The organism is Gardnerella sp. DNF01189, assembly GCF_049244195.1.
In the GTDB taxonomy this organism is placed as follows: domain Bacteria; phylum Actinomycetota; class Actinomycetes; order Actinomycetales; family Bifidobacteriaceae; genus Bifidobacterium; species Bifidobacterium swidsinskii.
The window spans coordinates 761,864-779,805 of the sequence record NZ_CP058385.1; the positions used below are offsets into that span (position 1 = coordinate 761,864).

Sequence of the window (17,942 nt, forward strand, 5' to 3'; positions counted from 1 at the left end):
TTTATCTACCTCCTTTACGATGCTCTAAGCCATAAGCTTCATCTTGAAGCCTATTAAGCCAACGATTAGGAATAGGACGGCACAATTCAACAGCGCGCAAACGAACTGAAGAAGAGCGAGTATTATGCTCAATCTCCTCTTTAGATGCTTTCATTGCGCCTCTTGTAAGAGACTTAAAGAAAGGCTGAGCATCTTCAGGAATAACAGGCATATTTGCTGGAACGTCAACAGTTAAGCCTTTATTCATAAAGCGCTTAACAGTTGTGTCTTCCAAAGAATGGTAAGACTCAACTACAAGACGGCCATGTTCACGAAGATGCAAAGCAATCTTTGGAAGCGTACGCTGAAGCTTATCTAACTCACCATTTACTTCAATACGCAAAGCCTGGAAAACGCGCTTAGCTGGATTTCCAGTAGCGCGATGAGCCTTAGGAATCACGTCGTCAACTAAACGAACAAGCTGTAAAGAAGTTAAAAGAGGATGGTCTTCGCGAATTTCAACAATTCGACGCGCAATAAGAGACGCAAAACGCTCTTCGCCGTACTCGCGGAAAATTTTAGTTAATGCGCGAGCATCATATGTTGCTAAAATCGTTGCCGCAGTAGTCGATTGCGTAGTATCCATGCGCATATCAAGAGCAGTGTTGCAAGAGTAGGAGAAGCCGCGATCTGCTTCGTCAATTTGCAGACTAGAAAGACCCAAATCCATGAAAGCTGCGTCAATTGAGTCAATATTATGCGCGTTTAAGACTGAGTCAATTTCATCAAAAGCTGCGTGAGCAGGAATAAAACGATTTTCCAAACCTTCGTTACGCATGCGTTCTGTAGCTAAAGACAGCGCCTCAGAATCTCGATCAATTCCAATAAGAGTTGCAAAAGGAGCTGCTTTAAGAAATGCTGTAGCGTGACCTGCAAGACCTAGTGTGCAATCTACTACAACCGCGTCTTTATGCTGCAAAGCTGGAGTTACTAAATCGACGCAATCTTGCAATAAAACCGGAGCGTGTATGGCTGTAATATCTTGCATCACATCACCGCCGGAAGTACATCGTCAGCAATATCGGCATAACCTTGCTCACGATCAGCAAGATAAGTTTCCCAAGCCGACTTATTCCAAATCTCTGCACGCGTACCAACACCAATAACAACAATTTGATCGCCCAAATTGGCGTAATCTCTTAACATTGGCGGCACAACAATGCGTCCCTGCTTATCTGGCTCTTCATCAACAGCACCAGAAAGGAACACACGAAGATAATCGCGAGCTGACTTATTGCTCATAGATGTGCGCTGAATTTGCGTTGCCATACGCTGGAACTCAACCATAGGTAGCACGTAAACACAATGCTCCTGACCGCGAGCCATAACAAAACCAGTTCCGAGCTGAGAACGGAATTTTGCAGGAAGTGCAACACGACCTTTATCGTCAATTTTTGGAGTATAAGTGCCTAACAAAATAGGTGTTGCTGGATGAGTTGACACAGCTTCTTGATATTGAGAAGCATAAAAAGGTGCAACTGGCATAGCTGCAGCTTGTGCAGACGAATCAGCAGCGCCGGACGGAGTGGAGGTGAAAACCGGTGCTGGCATATATTGCTGCATTGCTGGCATAACAGTTGAAGGCATACCATAATAACCCTGAATTGACTGCTTAGACTGTACAGGTTGAACAGGCTGAACGTATTGCTGCTGAGACACTTGTGAATCTTGCATTTGCAGTGGCATCTGCGATTGCTGAGAAACATTTGAATCAGCAGCTTGTTGAGCCTGATTTATGGAATGCGAAGAGGAAGAATTGGCGTTATTGCGCGGTTGCTTATCAGCAGCACGACGTGCCATACTCCACCTCCTTAACTCAACATGTACTATGCCATTTACACGTTGTTCACCATTTTACCCCATTCCTCCCCAAAAATCCCCACTTTTTTACAAAATTTTTGATTTTTTTGAAGCAAACCACCAATAGAAAACAAAAGACCCTAAAGCAGTATGCAATCTGCAGCAATGTCCCAAAACAACAAACAAAAGACCCTCACGCAGCGCGACGACCTGCTTGAGCGCTGCGATTTAGCGCGCGAAGGCAACTCGGAGCGCCGAGCTTGCTCAGAGTTGAAAGCACAGTGTGCTTTCACCGCAAGCGAGGTCTGCCTTCGTCTCGATTGACGAAGGCAGGGCAGAGTTGCGTGGTTGCGCTTTAAAAACTAGGTTGTGGTTAGTGTGCGCTGACGACCTGCCTGAGCGCTGACATTTAGCGCGAAGGCAACTCGGAGCGGAAACTCGCTAAAGTTGGAAGTCCAGTGGACTTCCAACGCGAGTTTCGTAAGCGAGCGCGTAATCCGCGCGAGCGCAATCTGCAGCAGTGTCCCAAAACATCAAACAAAAGACCCTAACGCAGTACAGTTTCTGCGTTAAGGCCTCTAAAGTACAAAGTCGCTCGCGTTACAAACGCGGCAAATACTTCTCAAGCTCAAAAGGCGTAACCTGACGACGGTACTCTTCCCACTCTTGATGCTTATTGCGCAAGAAGTACTCAAAAGCGTGTTCACCTAATACGCTTGCAACGAAGTCCGAGCGCTCCATAATCTTTAGTGCTTCATCCAAGGATTCCGGCAATGGCTGAATACCCATTGCTTGACGCTCAGCATCAGTAAGCTCCCAAACATCGTCGCTAGTTGGATCACACAAAGTCATTTGCTTTTCAATACCATCCAAACCAGCAGCAAGAAGCACAGAGTAAGCAAGATACGGATTCGCCACAGGATCTAGCGCACGGAATTCCATTCGGCAAGAATTGCCTTTACCAGGCTTGTATTGCGGCACACGCAGAAGTGCAGAACGGTTGCTATGACCCCAGCAAACGTAGCTAGGAGCTTCCGCACCACCCCACAAACGCTTGTAAGAGTTCACATATTGATCAGTTACAGCACAAATTTCTGAAGCATGATGCAAAATACCAGCCGCAAATTGACGCGCAATAAGAGACATATTAAATTCTTGACCCGCCTCATAAAAAGCGTTCGTGTCACCTTCGAACAAACTCAAATGCGTATGCATACCCGATCCAGGCTGATCAGTTAGCGGCTTTGGCATAAAGCTTGCATACATTCCGCGCTCAAGAGAAATTTCCTTAACTACAGTGCGGAAAGTCATAATATTGTCCGCGGTAGTAAGAGCATCTGCATAACGCAAGTCAATTTCGTTTTGACCAGGACCGCCCTCGTGATGCGAGTATTCTACAGAAATACCCATTTGCTCAAGCATACTAACTGCACTACGACGGAAATCCATAGCCGAACTTCTAGGAACGTGGTCAAAATAGCCACCCTCATCAATCGGCACAGGAGCTTTGGACCAATCATCTTGAGCTTCAAACAAATAAAACTCAATTTCCGGATGAACGTAGAAAGTAAATCCTTTTTCTTTCGCTTTTGCGAGCGCAGTCTTCAAAACGCGACGAGGGTCTCCCAGTGAAGGCTCTCCGTCTGGAGTTAGCACATCGCAGAACATGCGCGCTGTGCCTTCCGGACCTCCATGCCATGGAAGAATTTGGAACGTCGACGGATCCGGCTTCACAATCATATCGTCTTCTAGGACGCGAGTCATGCCTTCTATTGCTGAGCCGTCGAACCCTATTCCCTCTTCAAAAGCTGCTTCTAATTCAGCAGGGGCAATAGCAACGGATTTAAGCGTGCCTAAGACGTCCGTAAACCAGAGTCGAATAAAACGCACGTCTCGCTCTTCAACAGTACGTAGAGCAAACTCTTGTTGTCGATCCATAATAAACCCCTTGGGTATCATCCGGTTGTATGCATAGCCACGCACATATGCATATTCACGTGCAATTGTAGTGTATTATTTCGTATTGCGCTTCATATGTTGAGCTTATCTGCAATGAATTTACGTAATTGTAATGAAATTTCTACTTTCTAACGCAACTTCTTCAATTTAATATGCCAATTAATTGCTTAATTATTTTTACTTTCTTTTGCCATATTTTTGGAATAGCTCGTACGCGTTCGCATCGCTCAAATCGTCACTATTGAACATTTCTATATTTTGTTTCGAAATAGTTTCAACTGTTTCCATGCCAATAGCTAAATCTTCTACTGTACGCGACCACACAGCTAATGCCATAGGCGCAACTATTTCTTGCGGTTCGCAATTATATTCGTAAACTTTTGCAGTTAATTTATCAGCTCTATTTGTAATGAGCATAACATCCATTCCACGGAAGAAATCAACAAATTTTTGCACTGCTTCTTCCGGCTCATTGCCGTCCAAATTTTTTAATACTGCAACAGCACCTTGCTCTTCATCGAAGCATCGTGCTGAAACACTAGCCATTTTGCAAAAAGCAGCTAGTAACTGAGCAGGCTGCACATACGTAATCATTAACGCAACTTTTGCTTTATTTCCAAGCAAACCTTGCAAATCTTCTTCAAAATTAGCTTCTTCAATATTGCGCATAGCTTGATCAAGAAAATCATTTTCTTGATTATCGTCGCTTTTTTGGTTATTTTCTAAATTTTCGCTATTTAAATTTTCTTGCGACTCTTCTTTAAATTCACGTTCAAATCCAGCGAGCGCATTATCTAATTCCGCATCAGTAAAAGAAGTGCGCACAGAATCGTCATTGTTACGCTCACCATCATTTTTACGCTTATCGTCACTGTTACGCTCGTCACCGTTGTTTAACATATTCGTTATTTCCTCCTCTTTCAATGTAATTCTTAAAGCATACCTAGTTTTATATTTTATCAAACCAGTAGTGCATATTTTCTACGCGCTAGGCAAACAACTAGATCCAAAAACAATTTTCATTTCAGCAAACAAAGAAGTATCTCGTTTTACGCGGAAACGATCTCCAAAAGTAAGAACTTGCGCCTTGCCTGTATCGTCGACAAGAGCCAAGCGCACTTCACAGCAGCCTGGATGTCGGCTCAAAATATTACTTAATTGCGCAACACGACCTTTATCTAGAACTTTACGAGGAATAACAACTGTTAAAGGTCTCTCATCCACTGATTCAAGAGTTGGTATTTCAAACTCTGTAGCACGCATGGAAACAGTTTCATCACGCACTTCAACTTGTCCACGAATACGCACAACTTGATCAATTGCAAGTTCTTGCGCTGAAGCTTCGTACACTTTGCCAAAGAACATGCATTGTATTGAACTTTCCATGTCTTCAACTGTGACAATCGCCCAAGCATTACCTTTTCGAGACACTCGCCTATCTACGCTCGTAACTAGGCCTGCAATAGTTACTTGCTGACCATCGCTCATAGTTCTTGCTCTGTCGATCAGTTGAGCGATTGACATCTCACGTAAATCTGCCAAAACTGCAGACAATCCGCTTAGTGGATGATCAGAAACGTACAATCCAAGCATTTCTCGCTCAAAATTAAGCTTTGTCTTTTTATCCCACTCTTCAACATCAGGTACAGTAATTTGCATATCTCCCATACCGTTGTCGTCATCCGAGTCAGAAGACGAATCAAGATCAGCAAATAAATCAAACTGACCCTCTGCCTGCTTGCGCTTAAGCGCAATCACAGAATCAATTGCAGGATCACAAATTTGAAACAGCGCACGACGATTTGAATCAATAGAATCAAAAGCTCCAGCTTTAATAAGCGACTCTACTAAACGTCGATTAAGTGCACTAATAGGAACACGTTGTACGAAATCCATAAAGTTTACGAAACGTCCGCGCTCACCTTCACGCTCAGTAATAATATCGTTTACTGCTTTGTCTCCAACGTTACGAATAGCACCCAAACCAAAGCGCACAACATCTCCAACTGCAGAATACTCAAGAACAGACTCGTTTACATCAGGTTGCAAAACTTGAATACCCATGCGCCTTGCCTCGCCCAAGTACAGTGCAGTTTTGTCTTTATTCGTACGTTCGTTTTGAAGCAAAGCTGCCATAAATTCCACAGGATAATGCGTTTTTAGGTATGCAGTCCAGTAAGAAATCAAGCCATAAGCTGCAGAGTGAGCTTTATTAAACGCGTAACCAGAGAACGGAACCAAAACATCCCACACAGCTTGTGCAGCTTCTTCAGAATATCCGTGAGCTTTCATACCTTCAAAGAATGGCACCTGTTCTTTTGCCAGCACTTCCGGCTTTTTCTTGCCCATTGCTCGACGTAACACATCTGCTTTACCAAGACTGTATCCTGCTAAAATACGCGCTGCAGACTGCACCTGCTCCTGGTAAACAATTAAACCGTAAGTTTCGTCCAAAACTTCCTTTAACGGCTCAGCAACTTCTGGATGAATAGGGATAATATCTTGCAAACCATTCTTGCGCTTAGCATAATTCGTATGCGAATCCATATCCATAGGACCAGGCCTGTAAAGTGCAATCAAAGCCGAAATATCGTTGAAATTATCCGGTTTCAAAGTACGTAGAAGCGCACGCATACCGTCGGAATCAAGCTGGAAAACGCCTAAAGTATCACCCCTAGAAAGCAGTTGATAAGTAGCTTTATCGTCTAACGGAATCTTAGTATAATCAATCGGATCCTTCCCATTATTTTCGATATTTCGCAAAGTATCGCGAATAACTGTCAAGTTGGAAAGACCCAAAAAGTCCATTTTTACAAGACCGAGCGTTTCACAAGTGTGATACTCAAAAGTTGTAGTAATAGTACCGTCAGTGCGCTCTAAAAGTGGCGAAGTGTTTGTGATTGGCTCCGAGCCCATGATTGTTGCACAAGCATGCACACCTGTTTGACGAATCAAACCTTCAATGCCCTTAGCTTCTTCCGTAATGCGATGAGTATCTGGATCCGTGTCGTACATTTCGCGAAACTCGCGCGCTTCAGCGTAACGCTTTGATTTTTCGTCGAAAATATCGTGCAAGCTCATATCTTTGCCGTTTTTAGCAGGAGGAAGAACTTTCGTAATTTTTTCGCCTACTGAAAACTCGTAGCCCATAATACGCGCAGAATCTTTAAGAGCTTGCTTCGTTTTAATAGTTCCGTAAATAACGCACTGAGCAACTTTATCTCTACCGTATTTTTCGCCCACGTATTCAAGAACTTTGGCCCTGCCATCCGGGTCAAAATCAACATCAATATCAGGCAAGGATACGCGCTCCGGGTTTAAGAAGCGTTCAAAAATCAGACCATGCTTCATAGGATCAAGCTCTGTGATGCCCATTGCGTACGCAACCATAGCGCCTGCAGCAGAACCACGACCAGGACCTACCATTACACCATGCGCTTTAGCCCAATTAATATAATCTGCAACAACTAAAAAGTATCCGCAGAATTGCATTTGGCAAATCACACCGCACTCGTAATCAGCCTGCTTTAAAACTTCCATTGGAATGTTGTTATTGTAACGACGCTCCAAACCTTCCTCGACTTTTTTAAGGAATAGCGAAGTCTCATCCCAACCTTCCGGGCAGTCAAATTGCGGCATAAAAGCGCCATCTTCGCCGTCGTCGAACATAACATTGCATCGACGAGCAATCTCAAGCGTGTTATCGCAAGCTTCTGGAAATTCTTTAAAAAGCTCACGCATTTGCTCAGCGGACTTCAAATAGTATCCTGAACCGTCAAACTTAAAACGGTCAGGATCGTCCAAGCGCGAGCCGGAATTAATGCAAAGCATAGCATCTTGCGCTTCACGATCTTCTTCATGAACGTAATGCAAATCGTTTGTTGCAAGAAGAGGTGCGTTAAGTTTTTTTGCAATTTCAAGCAAGTCTTTAGTTACGCGCGTTTCAATAGAAAGCCCGTGATTCATAAGCTCGATAAAGAAATTGTCACGCCCGAAAATATCTTGAAACTCACCAGCTGCTCGTAAAGCCTCTTTGAACTGACCTAAGCGAAGACGCGTCTGGATAATTCCAGAAGGGCATCCTGAAGACGCAATTACACCTTTTGAGTAGGTTGAAAGCACGTCTTTATCCATACGTGGGTAGCGCATAACTCTACCCTCAAGATTCGCCACAGACGAAGCTTTAAGAAGATTTGTTAAGCCAGTATCGTTTTCCGCCCACAAAGTCATATGCGTAATTAAACCGCCGCCAGAAACGTCATCTGCACGCTGATCTTCCGTGCCCCAATGCACGCGACTTTTGTCTTGTCTTGCTGTTTCAGGAGTAACATACGCTTCTATGCCAATAATTGGCTTAATCCCAGCTTTTACAGCCGTACTCCACATTTCGTACGCGCCGTGCATGTTGCCATGATCCGTAATAGCTACAGCCGGCATACCTAATTCTTTAGCGCGCGCTACTAAATCAGGTATTTTTGACGCACCATCTAGAAGTGAATAATGCGTGTGATTGTGCAAATGTACGAAGTTGGTTTCCGGCTGAGTCATAAAAGATATTCTATAAGCGAAAGTTGACTGAAAAAATGCAAAAACGTTACTTTAATAATGCTCGCATAGCTTCTAACGCGTGTTGCAAATCAAGAGGATAATGCGACTTAACCGTCACTGATTTACCCGTGCGAGGATGTGTAAAAGTAAGTTCCATAGAATGCAACCATTGACGTTGCAACCCAAGTTTTTGAGCCAAAACTGGGTTCGCTCCATACATTGAATCCCCAACCAAAGGGTGACCTATAGACGAAAAATGGACGCGTATTTGATGTGTACGACCAGTTTCCAAATTAACGCTTACTAACGTTGCTTGACTAAAACGCTCAAGCACATCCCAGTGCGTAACAGCAGGCTTGCCGTCAGAAGTAATAGTAAAACGAAAATCAGATACTTTTGCGCGACCTATAGGAGCATCAATAGTAGCTTTATCTTGCGCTAAATCTCCTTGAACAAGCGCATGATACGTTTTTTTAACGATATGCTTTGCAAACTGATTTTTCATTACTTCATAAGCAAAATCTGTTTTACAAACTAGCATTAATCCGCTTGTTCCAACGTCTAATCTGCTTACGATTCCTTTGCGCGATTCGTCGCACAGCGTTGTTTTTATATCTATTCCAACAGCTTCTAGGCATTCTGGAACTGTCGGCCCACTCCATCCCTTTGCTGCGTGAGAGGCAACTCCAACAGGCTTATCTATTACAACAACATCGTCGTCGTTGTAAATAATTGGAATATTACATACAGAAGATTCATTATTTTGCTCTTCTTTTTGTTCTGCACTTTCTTTTTGATCGACAACAATCGTATCGCCATCTTGCAAAATGGAGGATTTTTGCGATTTTCTACCTAAGATTTTCGCTTGGTTACGCTCAATAAGAGATATCGCACTTGCACGCGAAACTCCCATTAGTTTTGATAAGCAAACATCAAATCTGCAGCCGGAAAATTGGCTTGTAACTTTAAAGCAAATATCACTCATCGGCATGCCCGAAAAGAGGAATCCCAATCAAAATAAGGCATACAACTGCGATTCCTGCAAACATAAGCTCAATATCTGCAACGTTCCCAACAGACCAACCGTAGTTTATAAAATCTACGACTTTGCCATTCAAAAAACCTTGAGCATATTGCGCTCTATCAATGAGGTTTCCGAAAGCTCCAGCAAACGCTAGAGCAAACGCAATAGTCCAATACAAAGATTTTGTGTGCTTAATAGCCGCTATCATGGCACCACAAGCAGCACAAGCTAATACGCTAATAACCCATGTAAAAGAAGAACCTAAGCCAAATGATGCTCCAGGATTTCGTACAAGAGTTAAAGAAAGCAAGTGCGGCACAAGCTCAATGTTTTTCCCGTCACTAAGCGTCGCCAAAGCCCAAAGTTTTGTTATGCGATCTAGCACAACACCAATAAAAACAATTAGTGCAAAAACGGCTACGCGAGTACGTAGCCGTTTCACACGCACATCTCTATGCGTCAATATTTATCCGATCTTTAGTAATTCAAATAGTATCGGTGCAGTGCGCAACATTTTAAAATATCAGTCACGCACTGCTAAAAACTACTCTTGCTTACCAGATTCTTCACCCTGCTTGTTGCCTAATGCAGCATAGGTATTTTCATCAGAAACTTGAGCAACCAACTGACCAAGGAAATCAGTCAAGCGAGTACGATATTCAGTCTCAAATTGCTTGAGGCTCTGAATATTTCCTTCAATAACTTGAGTTTGCTTCTCAAGATTCTCACGTACCTGACGAGCATATGCATCAGCAGCTGTACGAGTTGTAGAATCATAGTCTGCAGCACGATGCTGTACTTCAGCTTCATACTGGTCAGCTTGATCATGCGTCTGCTTAGAGTAATCATCAGCAGCTTGACGAACCTTACCAGAGTAAGCATCAGCCTCATTGTGAGCACGAGCAGCATAAGAATCAGCATCGCCGCGAGTACGAGTAGAGTAATCGTCAGCATCAGCATGAGTCTGCTTGCTGTATTCTTCAGCTTCAGAACGAGTGCGTGCAGAATATTCATCTGCCTTAGCAACAGTTTCGTTATAACGAGCTTGGCTTTCTTCAACAATTTGTTGAGCCTTAGCCTTGCCTTTATCTACATATTGATCATGCAATTGCATAGCAAGAGTCAACATTGCAGTTGCACGCTCTGGCTCAGAACCTTGTGCTTCTGCACCAGCACCAGCAATCTTTTGCAAGCTACCAGTTTCAGTATTTGGTTCCATCTTAGCAACCTGCTTTCGAAGCTGCTCTTCACGCTGACGAGACTCTTCCAACTGCTTGGAAAGTTCCTCAATCTTAGTGTTTTCTTGCTGAGTGACAACAAGCTGCTGGCGAACAGTTTCAAGCTCGCGACCCAAGTTTTCGCTGCTTGCACGGAAGTCGTCACGCTCGCGAGTAACAGTTTCAAGCTCTTTTTGAACCTGCTTAGCATTGTCTGCTTGAGCAGTTTGAGCAGTTAACTGATCTACCTGCGCACCCAAACCATCTAACTGTTCCTTCAACTGCTGGTTTTGAGCAGTCAAAGCACGATTACTTTCTTCAGCTTCACGCAACTTAGTTGCAGTAGCTTCAAGTTGAGAAGCAGCTTCATTTGATTCACCCTGCTTCTTAGAAGCATCACGCAATGCCTCATTTTCTTTAGTTAAGGATTCTACCTTAGAAGTTAACTCAGCAATCTTCGTATTCAAACCCGCAACATCACGGCCAAGAGATTGCGTGGAAGCCCCTAGGCCCTGCACTGCCTGCTGACCGAGTGCTTCTATTGTTTCTGTAACCTGATCGAGAAACTCGTCGACCTCGTCAACGTCATAACCTCCCTTAAAACGTACAATTTGGAAGGTATGCTCTCGAATGTCCTTAGGCGTCAACAGAGTCATATGCTTTACACCTCGCTTTTTGGGCATAGCCCTTTGATATATATCTATTCGATGCTATCACGTCCGCAGAAAATTAGTGCGGTTAATACAAAAATTTATGCAACAAAACGCCGCTTTTATAAAAATTACGCGTTAAAAAACCATAAACTCATCTATAACCAAATTTGAAGAACGTATAGAGCAAAATATAAAAGCATATAACTTACGTCAATACTAATATTTCCACAACGAGTTGGCGGAATAAACTTGCGCAATACGCGTAATGGCGGTTCTGTTATGAAATAAATAATCCGTATTAGAAAATTAAAAGCACCTCTAGGACGCATACGAGGAACAAGCACAAATAACCAATCTGCAACCATTCGAATAATCATTATTATCAAATAAGCGCGTATAATCACACGTAATATAGATAACGCAACAAATATCATTCGAACATCACCTTACAAAATAATACAACTAACACATTCAAGTTAAGCATACGCTGCAGAATCAAAATGCGAGAATAACAGATGTTATGGCAACAGATGCATATCATTAAACTTCAGTTTTACGAGATATAATCTCACTGATTGTATTGATATTATTCAAAAGGAAGGTCGACAATGACTGTTCTTGTTACAGGTGGATGCGGATACATTGGAGCACATGTAGTTCACGCTTTACATGAAACAAAGCAAAATGTCGTCGTCGTTGACGATTTAAGCTACGGAAAGCCTACAAGAATTGAAGGCGCACGTCTTTATGGTATGGATATCTCTTCTCCTGATGCAGGAAAGCGACTTGCGCAAATTATGAAAGATGAGCACGTCGATGCTGTAATTCACTTTGCTGCTAGAAAGCAAGTTGGAGAGTCCGTAGAAAAGCCACTTTGGTATTATCAACAGAATATTAACGGCATGCTTAATGTGCTTGAAGGCATGAAAGATAGCGGAGTTAAGAAGCTCGTATTTTCTTCTTCTGCAGCAACTTATGGAGTGCCTCCTGTTGAAGTTGTACCAGAAGATGTTGTGCCAATGTTGCCAATTAACCCTTATGGTCAAACCAAGCTTTTTGGCGAGTGGATGGCACGTGCTTGCGAGCACACATACGGAATTCGCTTCTGCGCACTGCGTTACTTCAACGTAGCTGGATGCGGTCCGGTGGAATTGGAAGATCCTGCGATTTTGAACTTAATTCCTATGCTTCTTGACAGACTACAGCGAGGAAAAGCACCTGCTATTTTTGGCGACGACTATCCTACTGCTGATGGCACTTGCATTCGCGACTATATTCACGTTTCTGATTTAGCAGACGCGCATATTGCGGCACTCACGTATTTGGATCGCGACGAGCGCAAGTACGATGCTTTTAACGTAGGAACTGGTAAGGGCACGTCTGTGCGCGAAATTGTTGACGAAGTGCGCAGAGTTACCGGTTTACCATTTAAAGAAACTGTTCTTGATCGCAGAGCTGGAGATCCTCCACAGCTTATTGGCAGCACGAAGCGAATTAACGAAGAAATGGGATGGCATGCTCGCTACGACGTTAAGGATATCGTAGAATCTGCTTGGGCAGCTTGGCAGGCAAATCCTGAGCATCATATTGATGTTGATTCGTGGAAGCAGCTTGACTAGCGAATAAAACAAAACGCGCGGCACAAATCGTGTCGCGCGTTTTTGTTGTGGCTCCGAGCGGGATCGATCCGCTGACCTAACGATTTTCAGTCGTTCGCTCTACCAACTGAGCTACAGAGCCATGACGAATAAAAAACCCGGCGAACCGGGTATTCTATTAATCGCGACCCCGGCCGGACTTGAACCGGTGACCTCCGCCGTGACAGGGCGGCGCTCTAACCAACTGAGCTACGGGGCCGTGGCTTTGTTCTCTCGAACAGCCGAGTCACTATCTTACAGAATCCTTAGCAAAATGCAAGTGCCGCGCGTGTTCGGCGTGTTGCCGCACAAAATCAAGCTATTATTCAAGCTCAACAGCTCCAGTGCAAAGCTGATAATACTCCCCACGTTTTGCCAATAATTCCTCATGTGAACCGCGCTCAATAATGCGACCGTGATCCAGCACCATAATCACATCAGCATTGCGCACTGTAGACAGTCTGTGAGCGATTACAAACACAGTACGCCTTTCCATCAAAGAATCCATTCCATGCTGAACTAACTCTTCAGTATGCGTGTCAATCGATGAAGTTGCTTCATCGAGAATCAACACAGGCGGATTTTCTACTGCAGCACGAGCAATAGAAATAAGCTGCTTCTGACCTTGAGAAAGCCCTTCACCACCATTGTTAAGCTGCGTATTGTATCCGTCAGGAAGATGAGAAATAAACGCGTCAGCATGAGCTAATTTTGCAGCTTGAATACAATCTTCGTCGCTAGCATCAAGATTTCCATAACGAATATTGTCCATTATTGTGCCTGTAAATAAATTCACATCTTGCAAAACAGTGCCAATAGCGTGGCGCAAATCCGTTTTGCAAATATCGCGCACGTCAATGCCATCATACAAAATTTGCCCATCATCGATGTCGTAAAAACGCGTAAGAAGGTTAGCAATAGTAGTTTTTCCAGCACCTGTAGCTCCAACAAGAGCAACTTTTTGACCAGGTTTTGCAAACCACGTAATATCGTGTAAAACAGGATGATTTTCTTTGTAACCAAACACAACATCCGTAAAACGCACGTCGCCTCGAAGCAAAGTATAGCGGCCATCCTTAGAAGTGCGAGCATCTCGCTTTGCATGGCACACAATCTCTTGAGCCATTTCACTTAAGTTTTGAGCGCGCTTTTTAGCTTTAGTACCATTATCTTGCTTTGATCTTTTCCAAGCCCAATAAATATTGCTTCCTTCAGATTGTTCATCTACTTCTTCAAGCACATCAAATGCTGATTTTTCTCCAAGATCTTCATCAGACTGAAGTACACGCACTTTAACTAATTGCACACTGCCAGAATCAAGTTCTGGCTTTTCATCAAGTAACTCAAAAATACGAGAAGCTCCTGCAAGAGCCATCATAAGTGCGTTAGCTTGCATTGTAATTTCGCCAATAGGGTTAATAAATGCGCGCGAAAGTGCCAGCAAAGATATAAGTGTACCCAATGTAAGAGTACTAGATCCAGCTAATCCCAGCGTTGGCAGACCTGCTGAAGCAGCCCACGCACCGAGTAAAGCAATTAATACATAAAGCAAATAGCTTGCATTACTAATAACAGGCATTACATTATTTGCATAAGAATTTGCACTTGCAGAAATTTTTTGCACTTTTTCTATGCAATTATCTAATTTTTCAATAGAATCTGCCTCATGATTAAAAATTTTAATCACTTTGCTGCCTGTTGCAGATTCTTCAACAAACTCATTTAGCTCACCTAATGCATGCTGGAATTGCTCAAATAGACTGCCAGATTTCTTTAGCATAAAACGCACTAAATAAAGCAATATTGCAGTAAATATAGCTACAAAAACTGCAACCGGAAGCGATAGGCACATAATAGATATAAACGCTGCCAAAATTGACATTAGTGCAGAAAAAGAGTCCGGAAATGCCCACGAAATTGCCTCACGAAGAACCTCAGTATCGTTTGTGTAACGACTCATAATATCGCCGTAACCTTGAGAATCTAAGTAACGCAATGAAAGCTTCTGCTGATGCTTAAACATAGAATCTCGCAAATCACGCATAACACTTTCAGATATATTCGCAACAAGTCTGCTCCAAAGCCAAGAACAAAACACACCAACAGCGTAAACACTTGCCATCAGAATAATCATGCGAACAAGAGGCGTCCAATCCTGATTATGCTTACCAACAAGCGGAAGAATATACGAGTCCACAAGAGATTGCAAAAACACTGCACTTGCAGCTTGCACAATTGCGCTAACTATTATTGATGCAATAATTACGTAAATTTTAACTCGATACACCAGCACATAAGAGGCAAGTCTGCTAAGAGTTTCCCAACTAATAGCTGAATCATTTTTAGAAGAGTGAGCCGTTTTATTCTTAGCCATTGTTATTTAGCTCCTTCTTCTTTAGTTGCGCCAGTTATGCTACTTTTTTCTTGAGAAATCGCCATATTTCTGTAAAATTCACAAGACTTAAATAATTCATCATGCGAACCGTTAGCAACAACACGACCATCTTTAAGAACAACAATAATATCTGCATGTTCGATTGAAGATATGCGCTGAGCAACGATAATTTGCGTAGAATCAGGCATAAACTTTTTCAAGCCATCGCGAATTTTACTATCAGTTTTCATATCAACTGCACTCATCGAGTCGTCAAGGATTAAAATTTTCGGCTTCCTCAAAAGTGCGCGCGCGATACACAAACGCTGTCGTTGACCACCGGAAACATTCTTACCGCCCTGATCAATATGCGTATTGTAGCCATCTGGTAAATCTTTAATAAACTCATCAGCACAAGCAATTTCGCAAGCTTGACGCAAATCATCATCGCTTGCTTCCGCTCTACCCCAGCGAAGATTTTCTGCAATTGTGCCACTAAACAAAATATTTTTTTGTAGGACAACGCCAACTTCTCCACGCAAACTAGAAGAATCATAATCGCGAATATCTTTTCCACCTACAAAAAGAGTGCCAGAAGTTACGTCATAAAGTCTTGCAATTAATTGCACTAAACTTGATTTTCCAGATCCCGTTGCACCAACAACACCAACAGTTGCTCCAGAAGGAATAGATATATTTATATCATGTAAAATTTCCTGTTCTGCTGGAGCAGATTCATCTGTATTATCTGATTGAGGATAGCGTAACGAAACATTTTCAAAACGCACAGAAGCGTCAGAAAGCTTTGTCAGCGGATGCTTGGAAACAACTTCAGTATTTCGAGATTGCAAAACATGTGAAATACGATGCATCGAAGCTCGAGCTGTTAACGACATTACAAAAACTGCAACTAAATTCGCTAAAGCAAACAAAATTTGCAAAGCATACACTACTAATGCAGCAAGATTTCCCGTTGTTAAACCAAAAGCAGGATTATTTCCCGAAGCCACAATTTCGTGCGAAGCCAACCACGCAATAAGTAGCATTCCAGAATAAAAACACAAGTTAAACAAAGGAATACTGCAATTTAACACATACTCAGCTTTAATAAAATAATCATAGATTTTATGTGAAATACGCGTAAAACGACTTATTTCATAATCAGAACGCACATAAGACTTTACGACGCGAATATTATGCAAATTCTCGCCAACTCTATTATTCATCTCGTCAATCATTCGATAAATTCGAGAAAATGCTGGAGCAACTATACTCGCACCAAAAGCGCCAATTGCACCAACAATAGGCACGAATGAAAGAAAAACCCACGAGATAGCAGGGCTAATTGAAAAAGTAAACCACCAAGCAGTGATGATAATCATAACGCTGCGAACACCAGAGCGAATAATCATTTGGTAAGCAAATTGCACATTTGACACATCGCTAGTCATACGCGTAACAACAGTGCCACTAGAGAACTTATCTAAATCAGAAAAACTTAAACCTTGCAAGCGTGAAAACATGTTGTGGCGCAAATTTTTACCAAAACCAGCACTAGAATGCGCGCAACAAATACCAGAAATAATGCCTGTAATCATTGCAATTGCAGCAAAAATGAGCAATTGCAAACCATAATATTGCACAGCTTCTTGAGAACGTGACATAATGCCAAAATCAATAAGATTTGACATTACTGTAGGGATCTCAATTTGCATAGCAGCTTCAACGAGAATAGTAACAACTGTTAAAACGCCAAGAAAACGGTACTTTTTTAAAGATAACAGAATCGTACGCAATGCGCGAGGAGAATTATTGCTAATTTTTCGTGAATTGTTCTTCGGCTTTTCTGCCATTGCATCCCTTCCCCTACATAACGTCATGTGTAGGTTTAATAATATCACTTCTTCAAATACATATTTGAATTATTGCGCATGGCGCATTTCCGTATTGAGTTACTTCATTACCAAATGCATAAATAGATGAATCTTTGACATAGTAGTATACAGACAAATCACATACGAAAAAGTGCTTCTACACATTCAAATTATAAACAACGATTGATTTCATCTTATAAAAAATTATATAATGAAAAAGTGTATATTCGCATGTATAAAGAGGTACTGTCATGAATATAAAAAAGCTATTAATAGAATACTTACTTGCTCAGTAGCATTATCCATGTCTTTTTTACTATCATTGCAAGTTCAAGCCAACACCCAAGAAGAAACTTATGAGTAACACAAAGATAGTTGGCGCTGTAGCACAGCAGAAAGGCATTCGTGTCGACTTGCAGTGAGAATTTCCACATTAATATCAACAATTATGTGAGGAACAATATGAACAGCAAACACATAGTTCTACTGCCAATAACGCTGCTTTGTTATATTTCGTCAGCTATTTATTTCTTTAAACAATTGAAGGACTTAAAAGACGATAACACTTGTATTAATACTGTTAGTCTCACCATTCAAGCATTCGTCCTATTAATATTACTAATCTATCTTTTATATTTATGCAAAGAAAAAACATACCCAACTGTATATCGTTTAGTTACAGTATTTATGAGCATAGTTAGCATAATTCTTTTGACAGTTTGCAATACAGATGTTACTAGGTTAATTATATTTAGCTTAACATGTGTATATGTATGCATTCTTATAATCGTCCACAAACATTGTTAAATATATCGTA

At 42.1% G+C, this 17,942-nt stretch carries 12 protein-coding genes and 2 tRNA genes; 1 reads left to right on the plus strand and 13 read right to left on the minus strand.

Annotated elements, in window-relative coordinates; genetic code table 11:
• Nucleotide 1 precedes the first annotated feature (1 nt).
• From rsmH to HXT41_RS03215, 9 genes are all read right to left on the minus strand, one after another.
• Nucleotides 2-1,027, minus strand: a complete 1,026-nt coding sequence (rsmH, locus tag HXT41_RS03175; protein WP_421788816.1) for a 16S rRNA (cytosine(1402)-N(4))-methyltransferase RsmH — start codon at nucleotides 1,025-1,027, stop codon at nucleotides 2-4.
• Nucleotides 1,027-1,839, minus strand: coding sequence for a division/cell wall cluster transcriptional repressor MraZ (mraZ, locus tag HXT41_RS03180; RefSeq protein WP_421788817.1), 813 nt, complete (start codon nucleotides 1,837-1,839; stop codon nucleotides 1,027-1,029). The genes rsmH and mraZ overlap by 1 nt, the downstream gene beginning before the upstream one ends.
• Nucleotides 1,840-2,439: 600 nt before the next feature.
• Nucleotides 2,440-3,777 carry a type I glutamate--ammonia ligase gene (gene glnA, locus HXT41_RS03185; RefSeq protein WP_421788818.1) on the minus strand — a complete coding sequence of 446 codons (1,338 nt, stop codon included), beginning with the start codon at nucleotides 3,775-3,777 and terminating at the stop codon, nucleotides 2,440-2,442.
• Nucleotides 3,778-3,975: 198 nt separating this feature from the next.
• Nucleotides 3,976-4,698 (minus strand): hypothetical protein, encoded by a 723-nt coding sequence (locus HXT41_RS03190; RefSeq protein WP_004108527.1) that lies wholly within the window; start codon nucleotides 4,696-4,698, stop codon nucleotides 3,976-3,978.
• A gap of 81 nt (nucleotides 4,699-4,779) precedes the next feature.
• Nucleotides 4,780-8,346 carry a DNA polymerase III subunit alpha gene (gene dnaE / locus HXT41_RS03195; RefSeq protein ID WP_012914404.1) on the minus strand — a complete coding sequence of 1,189 codons (3,567 nt, stop codon included), beginning with the start codon at nucleotides 8,344-8,346 and terminating at the stop codon, nucleotides 4,780-4,782.
• A 46-nt stretch (nucleotides 8,347-8,392) separates the two neighbouring features.
• Complete coding sequence (locus HXT41_RS03200) at nucleotides 8,393-9,331, minus strand: RluA family pseudouridine synthase (RefSeq protein ID WP_033888466.1); 939 nt, start codon at nucleotides 9,329-9,331, stop codon at nucleotides 8,393-8,395.
• Nucleotides 9,324-9,818 carry a signal peptidase II gene (locus HXT41_RS03205; protein WP_033888518.1) on the minus strand — a complete coding sequence of 165 codons (495 nt, stop codon included), beginning with the start codon at nucleotides 9,816-9,818 and terminating at the stop codon, nucleotides 9,324-9,326. Before HXT41_RS03205 ends, HXT41_RS03200 begins: the two co-directional genes overlap by 8 nt.
• Before the next feature lie 96 nt (nucleotides 9,819-9,914).
• On the minus strand, nucleotides 9,915-11,243 hold the full coding sequence (locus HXT41_RS03210) for a DivIVA domain-containing protein (RefSeq protein ID WP_012914407.1): 1,329 nt from the start codon (nucleotides 11,241-11,243) through the stop codon (nucleotides 9,915-9,917).
• Nucleotides 11,244-11,395: 152 nt separating this feature from the next.
• A complete protein-coding gene (locus HXT41_RS03215) occupies nucleotides 11,396-11,674 on the minus strand; it encodes a YggT family protein (protein WP_012914408.1) in 279 nt (92 codons plus the stop codon).
• A gap of 174 nt (nucleotides 11,675-11,848) precedes the next feature.
• Here HXT41_RS03215 and galE point away from each other — a divergent pair, with 174 nt between their 5' ends.
• Complete coding sequence (gene galE, locus HXT41_RS03220) at nucleotides 11,849-12,859, plus strand: UDP-glucose 4-epimerase GalE (RefSeq protein WP_004108540.1); 1,011 nt, start codon at nucleotides 11,849-11,851, stop codon at nucleotides 12,857-12,859.
• Nucleotides 12,860-12,907: 48 nt separating this feature from the next.
• Here the strand turns inward: galE and HXT41_RS03225 are convergent.
• From HXT41_RS03225 to HXT41_RS03240, 4 genes are all read right to left on the minus strand, one after another.
• A tRNA-Phe gene (locus tag HXT41_RS03225) sits at nucleotides 12,908-12,980 on the minus strand.
• A gap of 43 nt (nucleotides 12,981-13,023) precedes the next feature.
• Nucleotides 13,024-13,097: transfer RNA gene (locus HXT41_RS03230), tRNA-Asp, on the minus strand.
• Nucleotides 13,098-13,199: 102 nt separating this feature from the next.
• Complete coding sequence (locus HXT41_RS03235; RefSeq protein ID WP_116440513.1) at nucleotides 13,200-15,251, minus strand: ABC transporter ATP-binding protein; 2,052 nt, start codon at nucleotides 15,249-15,251, stop codon at nucleotides 13,200-13,202.
• Nucleotides 15,252-15,253: 2 nt separating this feature from the next.
• Nucleotides 15,254-17,104: an ABC transporter ATP-binding protein gene (locus tag HXT41_RS03240; RefSeq protein WP_116440514.1), complete on the minus strand. Its 1,851-nt coding sequence runs from the start codon at nucleotides 17,102-17,104 to the stop codon at nucleotides 15,254-15,256.
• Nucleotides 17,105-17,942 lie beyond the last annotated feature (838 nt).

Excerpts from the sequence above, each read along its gene's own strand:
- rsmH (WP_421788816.1), bottom strand. The coding sequence starts at position 1,027 with ATGCAAGATATTACAGCCATACACGCTCCGGTTTTATTGCAAGATTGC.
- dnaE (WP_012914404.1), bottom strand. The coding sequence starts at position 8,346 with ATGACTCAGCCGGAAACCAACTTCGTACATTTGCACAATCACACGCAT.
- HXT41_RS03215 (WP_012914408.1), bottom strand. The coding sequence starts at position 11,674 with ATGATATTTGTTGCGTTATCTATATTACGTGTGATTATACGCGCTTAT.
- mraZ (WP_421788817.1), bottom strand. The coding sequence starts at position 1,839 with ATGGCACGTCGTGCTGCTGATAAGCAACCGCGCAATAACGCCAATTCT.
- HXT41_RS03210 (WP_012914407.1), bottom strand. The coding sequence starts at position 11,243 with ATGACTCTGTTGACGCCTAAGGACATTCGAGAGCATACCTTCCAAATT.
- HXT41_RS03240 (WP_116440514.1), bottom strand. The coding sequence starts at position 17,104 with ATGGCAGAAAAGCCGAAGAACAATTCACGAAAAATTAGCAATAATTCT.
- HXT41_RS03235 (WP_116440513.1), bottom strand. The coding sequence starts at position 15,251 with ATGGCTAAGAATAAAACGGCTCACTCTTCTAAAAATGATTCAGCTATT.
- HXT41_RS03190 (WP_004108527.1), bottom strand. The coding sequence starts at position 4,698 with ATGTTAAACAACGGTGACGAGCGTAACAGTGACGATAAGCGTAAAAAT.
- HXT41_RS03200 (WP_033888466.1), bottom strand. The coding sequence starts at position 9,331 with ATGAGTGATATTTGCTTTAAAGTTACAAGCCAATTTTCCGGCTGCAGA.
- galE (WP_004108540.1), top strand. The coding sequence starts at position 11,849 with ATGACTGTTCTTGTTACAGGTGGATGCGGATACATTGGAGCACATGTA.
- glnA (WP_421788818.1), bottom strand. The coding sequence starts at position 3,777 with ATGGATCGACAACAAGAGTTTGCTCTACGTACTGTTGAAGAGCGAGAC.